Here is a 14,730-nt window from a genome sequence, read left to right on the forward strand (position 1 = left end):
CGGTGGGCCCATGTCGATGCGTTTGGAACCGGAGTCCCCAACGTGGGCAAGCCACAACCCGTGTGAAGTGGTGCAGGCCCTCCGGCCTTTCACCACGTCCCTGCACGCAACTGAGGCATTGCATAGAAACTGAAAATCCCCTTGATTTTTCCGCGTGCCCGGCTATTTTTCCGGCAGGCAGCGGACAGTCGGAGGACAGCAGCCGCGCCGCTTCCCCCCGGCTGGAATGTGTGGCAATGGCATGCTCACAATTTTTTGGAGGATGAGGCCTCATGACCTACACGTACCAAGAGCTGAAGCACAAAACCCTGGCCGAGCTGCGTGAACTCGCCAAGGACATTCAGCATGAAGCGGTGCAGGGCTACACCCAAATGAACAAGGAGCATTTGCTCAAGGCGCTGTGCACTGCGCTCAACATTCATGAACATCATGAAATCGTCGGCATTGACAAGACCGCGATCAAAGCCAAAATCAAGGTTTTGAAGCAGGAACGGGAGAAAGCGCTCGCGGCGCACGACAGCAAGCAACTCGCCGCGGTGCGCAGCCGCATCAAGGCGCTGAAGAAGAAGTTGCGCCGCGCGATGGTCTGAAAACAAAACGGCCGGGAGAAAACTCCCGGCCGTTGTTATTTTGGCGGGAACGTGTGAGAATCGAACTCACCCTTCGACGCGCAGGCGCCGAAGCAACGGTTTTGAAGACCGCGGGGGCCACCAGGCACCCATCCATTCCCGGAGACGTTTTTTGCCTCGTTCACCTCCCCCGCCGCGCCTCACAACCTTTCCCTCATGTTCATCTGCAGCCTCTCTCTCGCCTGAAGCGAACTTTGCCGGGTGTGCCGTGTTTGGCCAGCTCCTTCTTATTCAGAGAAAGCATCGTGCCACGGCCATTTTCATCCCCCGCCTGCCAGCAGCCGTGCCAGAAAGTTTTGTGTGCGCTCGGGGCAGCCCGGCAAACTGGCGGGATGATGCTGGCCGCCGGGGTAGAAGTGGAACTCAAAATCAGCGGCCGGCCGCGCCAGTCCTTGCAACACCTCGCGCAGGCGTTCCCCCTCACTCACCGGCACGATGGGATCGGCGGTGCCGTGATGCAACTGCAGAGGCGGCAGTCGGTGGGCAAAATAAACCGGCGAGCGGCGCAGCAATTCGAGCCTGGCCTGCGCCAGCGTCAGGCTGCCGGCTTGCAGGGGTCGCAACAGTGTCTCGGTCAGATAATTCAGCCCGGGCAAATCCCTGGGATTGCCCAGCAATATTTCCTCCGTCACCTGCTGTACAAATGTGCCGAAAAAATCCGTGGGCCCGAAATACTCCACCACCAGCCGCAGTCGCGGATCGCGAACCGCCAGCAACATCGCCACGCATGCACCGCGGCTGACGCCCAACACGCCGAGGCGATTGGGATCGGCCGCAGGCGTGTTGGCCAGCGCGGCCTCCAGCAGGGCCAGGGCATCATCAACGTCGCGATCCCACGGACTGGGCGGCCCATCTGAAACAAATTCCTGCGAGTAAAAATCCAGCGTTTCGGAGCGAAACGAGGGCGCGACGTAGACAAAGCGGCCGGCGTTGGCGCCATTCATCACGGTGGCGATGTAAAGCACTTCCGGCACGCTGATGCCACTTTCCCCGCCGTGGGCATACAGCAAGACCGGCAGGCTGCGCTCGGCGGCGCCGCTGGGAGCGATGATCAGGCCGTAATGCCGCAGCCCATCCACCGTGTGTGAGACGGCGCGCACCGTTGCCGTGGCCGCGCCCAGATAGGTGGTTGCCCGCGCCACTTCTGCAAAATTTTGTGCGGTGGGCTTGCGGCTGTCCCAATCGCGCTGGACGGCCTCGATCTCGCTCTGGCGTGGTGGTGCAAACAACGCGGTGAAATCGACTCCCGCTACTATCCGGCTGGACGCCGCGCTGGGCGCCCGGTCATTGCAGGAAACCAGCAGCAGGGCGCAGCCGGCAAGCAGAATGAAATGGTGCAGTCGTTTCATTTTCGCATCTGGCCTCGCGGTGCCGGAAGATTTCGAAGGAATGGTCATGTCCGGCTGGACACTCCGTGCGCTGAATGCAGCGCAGACCTCTTTCTGCATGCAGGCGGCAGCCTGCGCTGCGGCGTTGGGCTGGCAAGCTGGTGTCGGACGATAAACAATGCGGCGACAAACTAAGCAAGCGACGGCATAATTGCAAGCGCTGCTTCAGCGGGCGCCAGCGCCGGATATTTTGGTTTGTATGCCGATCGGTGTGCGTGAACCGCAACGCGACACGCCGCCACAATCAAATTTTTCGGACGGTGAACGATGCCGCCTCATGCTGATTTTTTTTTATCAGCAGTCATTTGCCATGCCGCGTGATGAAAATGAACTTTCATAGTTGTGCCCTCAGGCGCCGACCCTGAAGGGTCTACGACAAAAGCATTTTCTTGATCATTTGCCCTGTGCATCTGCACAGCCATCACGATGAAAATGTGGCGCAGACATCTTGTCTGCAGGCAGGCTGGAAGCCCAATGCTGCCAACTTTTTCGAAGCGATAAAAATCCAAAAGCCAGAACACGCAAGGACGGAAAGTCGCCGGAGTTTCGCAAAGGATCACCTTTCCGCCACGGTTAGACCGAGGCCCTCTCTTGCTTGTGATTCTGCGGATGCTCTCTGCTGGAAAGCCACGGCCCCAAGCCGCGGCAAACCCAAAAGGGGACGGAACTGTCACCGCGAAGATTTTTGAACCATGCAACGCACCAAGAACACGAGGGGAAACCCGGTGGTGTGTGTGATTTCTGTGGTACGGAGGCTTGTTGTTGGGCAATTACTGCAGAAAAACTCCTGGCGTGAATTTTTTTGTTTTGTTTGAAAAGTTAGTGCCTGAGTTTTGCATCCAAATTGCTCCCTCCGCGAGCAACGCCGCTTTGATCGCGACGCCTAACCACCCAAGGGGTGGTGCATAAAAAATTTTGCAGGCAAACGTGCGGTCAACTCCGGTGGGAGTGAACTGTTTTTAGTAAAGCTGCATATCGCATCTCCAAAAACTTCGTCAGGAGTGACCTGCCCGGCTCTCCTCAAAAAAAACGCGCCAGAATTCTACAGGCCACTCCTGACGGAGTTTAAAAACGCGCAAGCTTCGAATGTCTACAAACAGTTCACTCCTGACGGAGTTTTGTGAACAAGCCATTTCTTCCGGGCAACAGCAAGCCAACATGCAAAATTCAGTTAGTGACATTGAGCTGAAAGGCTGCGTTACGCACATTTTGTGATAATTTGCACGAACTCCAAAGCGTCGTGCACTGCCCGTGAGAGAGGGCGGCATCGTCGCACGCTGCACTATTGGCGTTTGCCGCGTGTTTGACAGTTCCACTTGACGTCAGTTGGTTGTGACATTTGTCGCTGCGAATCACGGCACAGGTTCAGCGATTTTGGGCCTGGTCCGTTTGCCTGTCACAGGGCTGCGGCATTTTGCCGTGGTCATGGCAACGGTCGTGAAATGGCTTGGCCGGGGCAAGTGTGAGTGCGAAAAATGAGATAACGCGAGGGCGGTCATGCCTGCGGCGCCTGGTATGCCGTTTGAATGAATGTCTCAGTGTAAAACAACCAGTCCAAAATCTTCAGGGGAGGTGATGCCAGCGTAATCAAACAAAATGTGAATCAGCAACCGTCGCCAACACCGCCCGGGCACTTTGTCCTTGTCCGGACAAACCCGGCGTGCGGGTGCCGCCCCCCGCCAGTCAGAGTCAAGAAGGGATCTCTCACTCATCAACGGATGGAATCATGAAACACGGGAAAGAGGGTCGTTTTACCAGTGGCATGGTATGGCTCATGAGCGGCTTGTTGGTGGCAGGCACCAGCCTGTCGCCGGGGTACGGCCAGCAGCCCGCGACAGCAAAAAAGAACCGGCCGGCTCCTGCCGCCTGCAGCCTCGCCACGGCGTCATGCCCGCCGGAGGCGCGCATCCCGTCGCTCGCGCAGGCCTCGCGCGAGCAATTGCTGGCCAGATTGCGGCAGGCGCAACGCGAGCTGGCGGCGCTGCGGGCGCAGCGCGACCACTTGCTCAAAGCGCTGCAACATCTCGAGCAGCGCATGCTCACCCGTTCGCAACGTTCCAGCCGGCGCCCGCTGTTTTCGGAGAAGCGCATCCGGCCGAGCGCCTGAGCGGCAAGTGCCGGTGTCTGGTTGTGCAAGCCGGCCGCCTTTCTTGACTTTGCAGGGAAGCAAAGCGCTTGACCGCACCGGAGCTGGTTGCAGGGAAGCCCGCCGGCTCCGGTGCCAGGTTGTTTCGTCCCCCCATCACCCGCCCCGCGAAAAATCCCTTGCCTTTCAACCGCTTTTTGCGCATTATCTTCGCGTTTTGTTCCAACTGCGGCAGTCCAACGCGCTGAGCTTGCGGCACTGCGAAAGAAGGTGGTTGATGATCGACACGCCTGACGGGAGCGACAATCTCACCCCGAAAAAGAAGAAAAAAGAGAAGACCCGTGATCGCCTGAAGGCCAAGAACGCTGATCGCGCGATGGACAACCTGTTCCGCATCGTGCTCAACACCCACCTGCAATTGAGCGCCATGGCGGACAACAAGGCCAACATGCTGATCACCGTGAGCGCGTTGATCCTTTCCCTGTCGCTGGTGAATTTCAACGATCCCACTCTGCAGCCGGCCATTATCAGCATGGGGTTGACCTGCGTGGCCACCATTCTGCTGGCGGTCTATGCCACGCTGCCCAACCTGCCCCCGCGTCTACCCAGGCCGGACCCGCAAAGCCCAGGGTTCAACATCATTTTCTTCGGCTATTTCAGCCAGTTGGAATATCCGGTGTTTGCGCAGGAGATGCAAAAAGTGATCAATGACCGCAGCCGTGTCTATGACTCCCTGGCGCGTGATCTCTACAACCTCGGCAAGGTGCTGGGCGATCGCAAATATCGCTTCATTCGCATGAGTTATCTGGTGTTCATGACCGGCCTGGTGATCAGCTTTGTGATCCTGCTGACCAGCCTGGCCATCACCGCCTCAGTTCCGGTCGAGTGAAGGGCGGGGCCGCCATGCAACAGCCAAGCCAGCACGAGGCGTGCTGAATGGATCAACTCATTTGCCATTTGATAGGGGATTATGTGCTGCAAACCGATTGGATGGCGCGCACCAAGCTCTCGAGTCTCACGGCCGCCATTGTGCACGCACTGGTTTATTCCCTGCCCTTCACCCTCATCACCGGCTTCAGTTGGGCGCTGCTCGTCATCTTCGTCACCCACGTCGTGATCGACCGCTACCGGCTCGCGGCCTACATCACGCGCTTCAAACAGTGGTCGTGGCGCGGGGCCACCCCCCAGCCTCCGCCGCCGGAGATCAGTACGATTTTGCTCATCGTCATCGACAATACCGTCCATCTCACCATCAATTATCTATCCATCAAATACTTGGGCTGACCACGTGATCTTTGCACGCTCCAGCGGTGTGCTGCTGCATCCGACCTCGCTGCCCGGCCGTCTGGGCATCGGCGATCTCGGGGCCGCAGCTTATGCTTTTGTTGATGCTCTGGCCGGGATGTCACAACACCTGTGGCAGGTGCTGCCCTTGGGGCCCACCGGCTACGCCAATTCCCCCTATCAATCCTTCTCGGCTTTTGCCGGGAACCCGCTGCTGATCAGTCTGGAAAGGCTGGTGGATGAAGAGTGGTTGCCGCCGGCCCGTCTCGAAGCCGTGCCGGACTTTCCGGCGGCGCGCGTGGATTATGGCCGGGTGATTCAGCACCGGCTGCCGTTGCTGCACGAAGCCGCCGCCATTTTTCAGGCCCAGGCCTCCACTTTTGAAAAAAAGGTCTTCGAAGAATTTTGCGAACGTGAGGCCGCCTGGCTGGAAGACTACGCCCTGTTCATGGCCCTGAAGGAAGTGCATGCCCTGCGACCGTGGACCACCTGGCCGCCGGAACTGGTGCGCCGGCAGCGCAAGGCACTGAGCCATTGGCGCCGCGAGCTGGCCGGTGAAATTTTCTGCCAGAAGTTTTTGCAATTCCAATTCTTCAAGCAATGGCGGGAGTTGAAGGCGTATGCCGGCGCGCACGGCGTCAGGATCATTGGCGATATTCCCATCTTTGTCGCGCATGACAGCGCCGATGTCTGGTCACATCCCGAGTTGTTTCATCTCGACGACCGCGGCCAGCCCACCGTGGTGGCGGGCGTGCCGCCGGATTATTTCAGCGCCACCGGCCAGTTGTGGGGCAACCCGATTTATCGCTGGCAGCGCATGGCGGAAACCGGCTATGCCTGGTGGATCGCACGCTTCCGCGCCACCCTCCAGCTTGTGGATTACATCCGCCTCGATCACTTTCGCGGCTTTGAAAAGCACTGGGAAATTCCCGCCGGCGAGAAGACCGCCGTCAACGGCAAATGGGTGGAGGGCCCGGGGGCGCGTTTCTTTAACGCTGTGCGGGAGGCGCTCGGCCAGCTTCCCATCATCGCGGAGGATTTGGGCGTGATCACCCCGGAAGTGGAGGCGCTGCGCGAACAGTTCGGCTTTCCCGGCATGAAGGTGCTGCAGTTCGCCTTCGGGCATGATGAACGGGTGGTGCGCGGTCTGATCGACGGCTTCCCGGAAAACGCCGTCATCTACACCGGCACGCATGACAACGACACCACCCTGGGCTGGTTCCAGAATCCCGGCGGCAGAAAACCGGAGGAATTCGTCGCAGAACGCGCCACCGTCCGGAAATTTTTTCAGAATGACGACAGTGAGATCAACTGGAAATTGATCGAGGTGGCGATGAAATCCGCCTGCCGCGCCGCCATCATTCCCCTGCAGGATTTGCTCGGCCTGGGTTCCGAGGCTCGCATGAACCTGCCCGGCACCACCACCGGCAACTGGGAATGGCGCTTCACCGCCGGGATGCTGACCCCCCAGCTTCGCGAACGGTTCAGGGCGCTGACGGTGAAATCCGGCCGCGCGTGAAGGCCGCGCCCATTTGCCGGCAGGATCATCCGCGGGAGACGGCTCGAAGCGGAACGCAGAAACAAAAAAGCCGGCGTGGTCCCGCCGCCACACCGGCTTTGCGCATCCATGATGGATGAGAAGTGGAAATCCCGTCTTTATTGCATCACAGCAGCAGGGAATTCACCGCGCTAGCGCACGAGAAACTCACCCTCCACGCTCAACACTTCCAGACCGCGATTGTTGGAATCGCGCACCACGAAGTCGGACAGCCACACGCGATAGCGCGTGCCGGGGGGGACGCCGGCCTCGACCTGAAAATCGACATCGAACAAATGCCGCGGTTCCAGCAGCGGTGGCAGGCTGCGGCCGCTGTCATCGAACAGCACGACCCGCAGCGCCGGTGAGCCGGCGCTGGTGATGAGGTTGCTGTCGAGGTTTTGCAGCGGTAGAGTGCCGTCTTTCACCAAACCGCGCGGCTGCAGACCAAAGCTCTCGGAATTGCCGCGGATGTGGGCATGGAGGTCGAGTTGCAGGCCGCGCAGGGTGTCGGCGCTGATCAGGTAAATTGGCACCTGGTTGCGGCTGGAGCCGGCAGCGCCCGCGCCACGGCCGGCAATCATCACCACGCGGCGGCCGGCAACCGGCACGGGATACAGCGTCACAGTCACCTGCTGTTCGACGCCGGCGGTGATGCGCACACCGGCCTGCACGCCGCGGTATTCCAGCAGGCTCTCCACCTCCGCCTGATCCGACCAGGCTTCCACCACCAGGCGCCGCTCTTCGCCGGGCGTCACTTCCAGCACGGCACTGAAAATCGAATCGCCCGGTGCCACGCGGGCGGTGGCGTGCGCCAGCGTGTCAGCGGCGAACAAAACATAAATCTCGATGCGGTTGATTGGCTGCACGGCCGGCGGTTTCATCCAGCCACCGGCCGACTCACCCGGGTGCAGCGTGCCCCGCCGGAACTCGAGCTGCAGCGCGAGGGTGGCGGGAGCGGAGGCTGTGGGCGGCAGCGCAGTGCAGGCGGAGAGCGTCAGTGCCGCTGCGGCAGCGCCAAGAATGTGGTGCGTGATTTTCATTTTACCCGAAGGTTGCGTCCTTTCCCTACTGCACGATAAAGCGCGTCAGCCTGCGCTCGGCGCCCGCGATCAACTCCAAAAAGTAGGCGCCGCTGGCGACGGTTTGGCCTTTGGTGTTGCGGCCCTCCCAGCGCAGGGAATAGCGGCCGGCTGCTTGCACGCCGGGCGTGAAGCGCCATACTTCCTGGCCGAGCAGATTGTAGATTTTGGCTTCGACCCGCGCGGCCGCGGGCAGGTCATAGCGCCAGTGCAGGGCCTGATGCCGGCCGGGTTGCCAGGGATTGGGATAGCCCGCCATCAGGGTGAACACTTTGGGCAACTCCGTGGGCAACTCCGTGCTGCCGCCGCTCAGGCGCGCCTCGAGCGCAAGCATCTCGCCGCTCACACTCAAGCCGCGGGCGGCAAGCAAAGATTCCACCGTCAGTGCCACGGGCAGATCGATCACCGCTTCGCCCGGTTCGGCCGTGGCCCGGTTGAGCACCGGCATCACCAGCAGGCTCAATTCCTCGTTGTCAAAGCGCCAGCGCACCTCCCAGGCGCCGGAGCGCACGCTGCGGCTGCCCGGCACGTGGCCGCCGCCCGCCAGTTTGCAACGGGCCTGCCAGGCACGCAAAAGCTGCGGCGAATGCCAGCGCAGGCGGGTCTGCGTCGCAGACACCGGCTCGGCTTGCAATTCGAATTTGCCGCTGCGGCCCATCGCACCGCCGGTTTCATTCAGAAGAAGGTCGACAATGGCGATGAGATCGGCGACATCGAGATGTTCATCGACCACGGCATTGGCCGCCCAGCAGCTTTTGTCGATCACGCTGGTGCGGCGCTGCAGGATGACATCGACGAGATAGAAGAGATCGCGCAAATCCACCAGGCTGTCGAGATTGGCGTCGCCGCGGCGCGGCACCCATTCCTGCAGCCGTACGCGATTGTTGCCGGCGTTGCCATCGGCCGAATCTGATCCCGCCTCGAACAGAAGCTCATTGTTGCCCTCCGGCAACGACAGAGGGGCAAACGCAACGTTGAAATTCGCGCCCAACTCCAGCCCAGGGACATTGACCGTCTGGCGCAGCGCGCCGTTGAGCAGCAGGCGGGCGGTGGTGGGTGTGGAGGTGCCGGGGCCGGCATTGGTCACCGTAAACGCCGTGCGGAAATTGTAGTCCGCCGCCCGGCAGTCTTCCAAAACGGCGCCGGCCACCTCTGCCTGGAGATCAGGATAGCGCTGCACCGCCAGGGTGACACCGATGGGCAGATCGCCGGCGGTGGAAGCAATGCGAATGACGGCATTGTAAGTGCCTGGCATCAGGCCGGTCAAATTCACGGCAACAGTCAGCGTATCCAACTCGGTGCGGGTATCGCCGGCCGTAGGGGATACCTGCAGCCAGCTTTGATCCACCGTCGCGAACCAGTTCAACGAGCTGCCACCCGCATTGCGGATGATCAAGCGCTGCGGCGCAGGATTGGGACCGAGCGGCAGGGCGGTGAAGGACAGGCTCGGGGGATCAACCGCGAGCACCGGCGGCTGTGGATTGACCAAAAAGCTGATGCTCACCACTTGCGTGCCGCCGTTGGATTCGATGCTGAAGAAACCGGAGTAACTGCCGGCGCGCACGGTCGAGATGCTCGCCGCCACCCAGACGGTATCTACCTCGCTGCTGGTGGTGCCGGAGGCCGGCCAGACCGACAGCCAGACAAAGTTTTCGCTCACGCTCCAGTTCAACGTGCCGCCGCCGGTGTTGCTGATCAGCACCGGCTGCGCCGGCGGGTTCACCAAACCCTCGGTGGCAGTGAAGTTCAAATTGGTGGGGATGACGCGCAGGGCCGCTGGCAGCGGGCTGACCTCCAGTGTGATCGTGACCACGGCCTCCCCGCCATTGGAGCTGATCATCAGGCTGCCCTCGTAGCTGCCGGCGCCGAGGTTGGCAGTCGTCACGCGCACGGCCACTTGATCGGTCTGCTGCGTGGTCGAACCGCTGTCGGGAAACACTGTGATCCAGGGCCGGTTGCTCCGCACCTGCCAGCGCAGCACGCTGTTGCCGGTATTGCTGATGGTCAGATTCTGCGCCGGCGGATCGGGGCTGCCCTGCGTGGCGGCAAAACGCAACACCGCCGGTTCGAGCGCGAGCCGGGGCTCTGCCGGCCGGATGATGAGCGTCACCAGCACGGTGGCGGTGCCGCCATTGGAGGTGAGGGTGAGGGCGCCGAGATGTGTGCCGGCAGCCAGTCCCGCCACATTCACACTCACCGCCACTTGTTCGGTTTGGCTGGTGATCAGGCCGCTTTGCGGGCTGGCGCGCAGCCAGGGTTGATCGGCGGTCAGGCGCCAACTCAAAATCCCGCTGCCGCCGTTGCGAATGTTGAAAACCTGCGGCGGCACGGGATCACTTTGATCGACGATTGCGGTGAATTGCAGACCGGTGCTGGAGACCACCAGCGTGGGCGCCTCCAGCACGGTGAAACTGATCGGCGAGGGAATGTTGTTGTCTTCCTTCGCTTCCGGGATTTCGCGCGCCTGATCGACAATCATCCCAAAGAAATACAGGCCCGGCTCGAAGGTGCCGAGATTGACCCGAAAGGCGCGGCTCTCCCCGGGCAACAACAGGGGTATGGGCACGGGCACGACGGCAACGATTTGCAGCGTGCGCTGGCTGAGCACGCGCGCCACCACCGAGGAGTTGGCTGCCGGCGCGCGGCCATTGTTCCGGATGAGGAAGCGCGCCCTCACCGAATCGGCGCGCGTGGGCTCGACATTCACCACCTGCAAACTGTCGGCGCTCAGATCCGGCAGGACAAACTGGGTGATGAGGCCGGCCACCCGCGGAAAATCTGATTTGGGATCGCGGTCATTGCCGTCATACACCATGGCAAAATTGCCGTAAGGCGAGCGGGCCGCCGCCACCTCGATCATCATGCGCGTGGAATCATTGGGCGTGCGCCCCAGCAGGCGGACCCCGCTCAGTGGCTTGCCCGAGCGGTCGAAAATCTGGCTCTGGATGAGATGAAATTCCTTTGCGGTGGTGTTCAGCTCCGACCACAGCGACGCGAAGGTGGTGTCACTCAGCGCCAGCACCGTGGCGGGCGAGGGTTTGATTTCCCCGGCCGAGCCGGCAGTGATGGCAAACACGGGGGCCAGGGGCCGGCCCTGCAAATCGAAGCGTTGCGCGACCAGCCGGCTACCGGAGGCGGCCTCCTGCCACTGCACCAAAATTTCCTGCGCGGAGAGAAAGGTCAGGCTGGGGTGGCCAACATTGCGCTGTGCGATCAGCGTGGCGGGCACGCGCAATTTGCCGGCATCCTCGAAGACACACAGAAAAATCTGTTCGAGATTTTCGCTGATCATCTCCCAGGTCGCTGCGACCAGGCCGCTGCTGGAGGCGGCCAGATCGAGCTGCTCGCCGCTTGCCAGACTGACCTGGTCTTCATAAAGCGGAAAGATGTCGCTCAGCGGCCGGCCGCTGCTGTCGAAATATCTTGCCACAATGCGCGTCGCCAAGCCCTGCCCCGGCAGAAGCCGTTCGATCCAGGCGACCAGCACACGGCCTTTGGCATCGACCACCACGCGCGGCCGCCGCGCCCACGTTCGGGCAGTTTCCCGCAGCGTCAGCCTGCCGCTCAGCGGTTTCAAATCGCGGTTGAAAACCTGCGCAAATACCTCGCTGCTCCCGCTGATCCGCGAGCGTTCCTCCCACACCACCCACAGCGAGTCGCCGGGGGTGAAGGCCAGGTCGGGCCCGGCAAAGGCCACGGTGTCATCGGAGAAAATCACCGGGACGATGCCGTTTGTCAGGGCCCGGCCGATGGCGTCGAATTGCCGCAACAGCACCGCCTCGCGCTTCTGAAAACGCGCCTGCCAGACAAAGGTGGCATATTCCCGCCGGTCGAAGGCCACCGCCGGCGAGCTGACCGAATCGCTGCGCGGCTGTTCATCGACCGCCAGCAGTGCCACCGCCGTGTCCGGCTCTGTGGTCTGGGGCAGAACCATCTGCACCATGCCCAGCCAAAGCAAAAATCCCAGGCGGATGATCGCCGGCCGCGGAGCAATTTCGGGATGAGTGCGTCGCATCAGTCTCTGCATTTGAGGTACTTGAATGACATCACAATCCAGCGCGCAGCGCCGGCAGAATATTGCCGGGCGCTGTTCACTCGCAGCAGCAGCGCTTTCGTGTCTTTCCCAGCCTGCCACCCAGCAGCCAAATCCCCCGGCAACAGCTCGATCGTTGCGTCAAGGACCTTAAAGTTGCCGCGGTGCTCAAAGCTTTCGAGCCCGGCCCGGGTCGCATCATTTTCGCGCGGCTGCTGTTTAAAACTGCGTTTTCACCCAGAGGCCCAGGCCGTAACCACTCAGGTTGAGGTTGCCGCCCTGGCTGTTTTCCGCGCTGCCGCTGGCGTAATCCGCGCTGCCGCCGAGCAGGAGATGCTCCGACAGCTTGGCGGCGAATTGCAGGCCCAGGCGGGCGATGCCGGCGCGGTTGAGTTGCTGCACCGTGCTGGTGCCGAAATGATTGAAATGCAAATACCCGCCGGCTTGCGTGCGCCGCGAGAAATCGTGCAGAAAAACCAGCCGGGCATAGCTGTTGTTGTCGATGTAGTAATGCTCGGGTGGCAGGCCCGCTGTCACTGCTGCGCGCACCTCGTTCCTGTCCTTCCAGATGTGGGTGAGGGAGAGCTGGCCGCGCCACTGTGGCGCGAACCGCCACTCGAGGCTCACGCCCGGTTCGAGCTGCCAGCCCTGGCGAAAGAAACGCCGTCCGTCGAGCTTGTCGAAAGCAAAATACTGGCCGAGCAGGCGCACACGCCATTCCAGCACCGGGTCCAGGCGGTTGAGAAGCATGGTGATGACGCAACGATCGCCCGGTTGGTAGCGCGTGCTGCTCGCTTTGCGAAATTCGAAGGCACCGGGTCTCACCCAGGTGGCGCCCAACCCCAGGCCGAGCTGGTCGCTGACATTCCAGGCATGCGCCAGCGACAGTTCAAGATCGAAGCCGGCGCCGTAACGCTGCAGCGGGAAGCCCAGCACGTTCTCGCTCAAAGCATTGATCACGGCGTTTTCCCTGTCATCGAGCTTGTTTTTGCCGGCGGGCAGATTCACGCCCGCGCCGAGAAACCAGCGGCTGCCGCCCAGGCTTTGCGACAACCGCAGGCGCACGTCACTCATGCCGTTGCAGGTGTTGCTGGCCACCAGCTCGGCGCGGGAAAAGCCGCCCGCCGTCCCCAGCATCAAAGTCGTGCGCGGGCCGACCGGCACGCTGAGCGTCGCGGGCAGATAAGTCTGCTGAATCCGCTGCCGCTGCCCGCCGGATTGCAATTCCCACGACATGAAGGTGGCACTTTGTGTGAAGGAAAAAAAATCGGCGGCATATTCGAAGCGCGGCTGACCATGCAGCCCGGCGGCGAGCAGCAGGAGCAGACCGGCACTGCCGCGAAAAATTCGAGTGTGCGGGCGCGTTGCTTTCATGCCTGATTCAGCCAGGGTTTCTGTCCTCAATTTGGAATTTTGCCGCTCACCACGATCCGGCCGCTGCTGGCGGGCGGAATCAGCGGCGCGACGAACACCGGCGGCTCCTGCAGCGTCGCGGTGGTGGCCTCCAGATGGCGCTGCTGCAGCGCCTCCGCCGGATCGAGCTGTGCCAGCGTCAGCAGTTCCGTCTCACCCGCCATCGGTGTCGTGAGGGCCTCCAACTGCTGCCGCGCTGCCTGGAAACCGGGGTCCAGACGCAGGGCCTCGCTGAAGGCGGCCTGCGCCTGCGGAATTTTCAGGCTGTCGGCGAAGTCCAAACCGCGGCAGAAGGCCACAAAGGCGAGCGTGCTTTCGGTGGGAAGTTTCTGGATGGCGTCGCGCTCACTCACACTCAGCTTGATGCCGAGCTGCTGAATCAGCGCGAAGGCGAGTTGCTTTTCGAGCTGCAGAATGTCACTCAAACGGCCGCTGACACGCACGGTTTTGGCCACCAGCTCGCTGGTGGCGGATTGGATGATGCCGGCATCCAACTGCAGACTGGAAGTGCCCAACGCCGTGGCGCCGCCGATCACCACGCGCTCGGCGCCCAGAATGCGGCCGGCGCGTGGCGCGGTGAAACCATCATACAACTGCGCCGGCGTGGCGGAAATCTCATGGAGCAGCACCTCCAACTTGGTGCGTTCCACCAGGCGCAGTTTGTTGACCTTGCCCAAATCCGTGGTGAGCATGGCGGCCAGACCCTTGAGCAGCGGATTCCATTCCGCGCGCTCGGAAACATTGCGGAAATAAAGCACGGCCACGGTGTTGGCCGCCGGCCGCGTCAGCGTGCGCGACTGTTCCTCCTGCAGAGCCTTCTGAATCTCCTGCTCGGCGAGCTGCAGGGCCAGCCGGCTCATGCGGGCCTGCACCTGCCGGCCGAGAGGATCGAACAGCGGCCGCGGCCGGTAGGCACCATAAGCCGCCAGCGCCTCGGCATATCTGCCCTGCTGCTCGTGAACATAGCCGATGAAAAAAAGCGTGCGACCGTCCGCCGGCTGCAGCCGGCGGGCGCGCTCCAGCGCCGCCAGTGCCCGCTCAAAATCACGCAGGTGAAAATACGCCACGCCCAGCTCGCGAAAGCGTGCGGCGTCGCGCGGATTGTTCTGTGCCGCGGCCAGCAGGGCCTGCGCTGCGTGTTCGAAGTCGCCGCGGTTGAATGCCGCCCGGCCCTTGCGCAAATGCGCATCGCCACAGCCGAGTTGAACCGCCGCCAGCAACCACACCACTGCCGGCCCGCCGAGCCTGCCCGGAATAATTTTCAAAGCCCTCACTCCG

11 protein-coding genes and 1 tRNA gene are annotated in these 14,730 nt (G+C 61.9%); 5 read left to right on the forward strand and 7 right to left on the reverse strand.

Annotation, left to right across the window (positions count from 1 at the left end; translation table 11 throughout):
- The first annotated feature begins 272 nt into the window (after positions 1–272).
- On the forward strand, positions 273–590 hold the full coding sequence (locus ONB52_16755; protein MDZ7417787.1) for a hypothetical protein: 318 nt from the start codon (positions 273–275) through the stop codon (positions 588–590).
- 41 nt (positions 591–631) lie between these two features.
- Here ONB52_16755 and ONB52_16760 read toward each other — a convergent pair.
- The 3 genes from ONB52_16760 to ONB52_16770 all read right to left on the reverse strand — a co-directional run bounded on the left by ONB52_16760 (position 632) and on the right by ONB52_16770 (position 2,577).
- Positions 632–730 (reverse strand) — tRNA-Sec (locus ONB52_16760).
- A gap of 159 nt (positions 731–889) precedes the next feature.
- Positions 890–1,978: an alpha/beta fold hydrolase gene (locus ONB52_16765; GenBank protein MDZ7417788.1), complete on the reverse strand. Its 1,089-nt coding sequence runs from the start codon at positions 1,976–1,978 to the stop codon at positions 890–892.
- Between the two features lie 314 nt (positions 1,979–2,292).
- Positions 2,293–2,577 carry a hypothetical protein gene (locus tag ONB52_16770; GenBank protein MDZ7417789.1) on the reverse strand — a complete coding sequence of 95 codons (285 nt, stop codon included), beginning with the start codon at positions 2,575–2,577 and terminating at the stop codon, positions 2,293–2,295.
- A 1,166-nt stretch (positions 2,578–3,743) separates the two neighbouring features.
- Here ONB52_16770 and ONB52_16775 point away from each other — a divergent pair.
- From ONB52_16775 to malQ, 4 genes are all read left to right on the forward strand, one after another.
- Positions 3,744–4,124 (forward strand): hypothetical protein, encoded by a 381-nt coding sequence (locus ONB52_16775; GenBank protein ID MDZ7417790.1) that lies wholly within the window; start codon positions 3,744–3,746, stop codon positions 4,122–4,124.
- 256 nt (positions 4,125–4,380) lie between these two features.
- Entirely contained in the window at positions 4,381–4,992 is a 612-nt protein-coding gene (locus ONB52_16780; GenBank protein ID MDZ7417791.1) for a DUF5706 domain-containing protein, read from the forward strand.
- 47 nt (positions 4,993–5,039) lie between these two features.
- Positions 5,040–5,387 (forward strand): DUF3307 domain-containing protein, encoded by a 348-nt coding sequence (locus ONB52_16785; protein ID MDZ7417792.1) that lies wholly within the window; start codon positions 5,040–5,042, stop codon positions 5,385–5,387.
- Positions 5,388–5,391: 4 nt separating this feature from the next.
- Entirely contained in the window at positions 5,392–6,906 is a 1,515-nt protein-coding gene (gene malQ, locus ONB52_16790) for a 4-alpha-glucanotransferase (GenBank protein MDZ7417793.1), read from the forward strand.
- A gap of 170 nt (positions 6,907–7,076) precedes the next feature.
- Here the strand turns inward: malQ and ONB52_16795 are convergent, their stop codons facing one another.
- The 4 genes from ONB52_16795 to ONB52_16810 form a co-directional block, all read right to left on the reverse strand.
- On the reverse strand, positions 7,077–7,967 hold the full coding sequence (locus tag ONB52_16795) for a hypothetical protein (GenBank protein MDZ7417794.1): 891 nt from the start codon (positions 7,965–7,967) through the stop codon (positions 7,077–7,079).
- A gap of 25 nt (positions 7,968–7,992) precedes the next feature.
- Entirely contained in the window at positions 7,993–12,021 is a 4,029-nt protein-coding gene (locus ONB52_16800; GenBank protein ID MDZ7417795.1) for a hypothetical protein, read from the reverse strand.
- A gap of 237 nt (positions 12,022–12,258) precedes the next feature.
- Complete coding sequence (locus tag ONB52_16805) at positions 12,259–13,413, reverse strand: hypothetical protein (protein MDZ7417796.1); 1,155 nt, start codon at positions 13,411–13,413, stop codon at positions 12,259–12,261.
- A gap of 26 nt (positions 13,414–13,439) precedes the next feature.
- Positions 13,440–14,717 (reverse strand): tetratricopeptide repeat protein, encoded by a 1,278-nt coding sequence (locus ONB52_16810; GenBank protein MDZ7417797.1) that lies wholly within the window; start codon positions 14,715–14,717, stop codon positions 13,440–13,442.
- Positions 14,718–14,730 lie beyond the last annotated feature (13 nt).

Source organism: candidate division KSB1 bacterium, assembly GCA_034506255.1.
GTDB lineage: Bacteria > Zhuqueibacterota > Zhuqueibacteria > Zhuqueibacterales > Zhuqueibacteraceae > Coneutiohabitans > Coneutiohabitans thermophilus.